Genomic DNA, 1,014 nt, shown 5'->3' on the forward strand with positions numbered 1-1,014 from the left:
CGCCGGGGGCGACGGCGCGATCAAGGTCGCGGCCTCGGACACCGCCTGCGACGTCTCGAAGACGGAGTTCCCGGCCGGCAAGGTCCAGATCGACGCTGAAGAGACCGGCCGCCTCCGGGCGCCCGACGAGGTCCAGGAAGTCCGCGTAGAGCGGCCGGGTCGCACCCGGTGCCGTCCACTCCTCCTCCAGGCAGGTGTACAGCCGCCCGGTGCCCGCGCGGAAGGCCGCGGGTGAGCCGCCGAACCGGCGTTCCCAGCCCGTCTTCGTCGTCCGGTCACGCAGCTGCGCGGCGAGCTTCTGCATCCCGGTGAAGCCGAAGTTCACGTCGAACTGGTTCCCCAGGACCGGCCCGGTGAGGTGGGTGACGGTGGAGGCGATCGCCCCGTCGACGTCCGGCTCACCCTCGGGCGGCCCGGTGGGCACGATCAGCTGGTGGCGGCCCTTGCGGTGCGCGGTCCACGCGGCGCCGAACTCCTCGCGGTCGATCCGGTGCGGGGTCCCGGCACCGTCTTCGATCAGCAGGTCGTCCCCGTCGTAGCCGGCGATGACGACGGTGTGGGGATCGGCGCCGGTCATCTCGGCTGCCGGGTCCGGCTCGTGCCAGGGCAGGGAGGACCGGTCGACGACGCAGAAGGCGGGCTGCCCCTCGTCGAGCGCCGCCCGGACGCGGCCCCAGCGGGGCTTCATCGCCCGCGTGGCGTCGTACGGGACGCCCAGGCGGCCGAGCGCGACCTGTACCCAGGGCTCGGGGTGGGACTGGGCCACGATCGTGGCGATGGGGGTGAGGCCCTCGTACTCGAAGACGAAGTACATGAAGCCGATGCCCCCGGCGAGGCCGGCGACGAGCTCCTCGTCGTGGGCACTGCCCAGGGCGTGCCGGATGAGGGAGGCTTCCCGGTGGCGTCCGGTACCGAAGTCTTCGTACACGAGCACAGTCATGCGGCCAGCCTAGCCGCGCCGCCGGTGTGGCCCTGACGCGTGTGCGGCGGGCGGCGCTCCGGGTGGGAGCGCCG

1 protein-coding gene is annotated in these 1,014 nt (G+C 73.4%); it reads right to left on the reverse strand.

Going from position 1 to position 1,014, the window contains the following annotated elements:
* On the reverse strand, positions 1 to 940 hold a 940-nt coding region (locus ABT106_RS32075), incomplete at its 3' end, for a BtrH N-terminal domain-containing protein (protein ID WP_351284605.1).
* Between the last annotated feature and the right edge of the window lie 74 nt (positions 941 to 1,014).

It is taken from the genome of Streptomyces sp. NPDC002044, assembly GCF_040296725.1.
In the GTDB taxonomy this organism is placed as follows: domain Bacteria; phylum Actinomycetota; class Actinomycetes; order Streptomycetales; family Streptomycetaceae; genus Streptomyces; species Streptomyces antarcticus.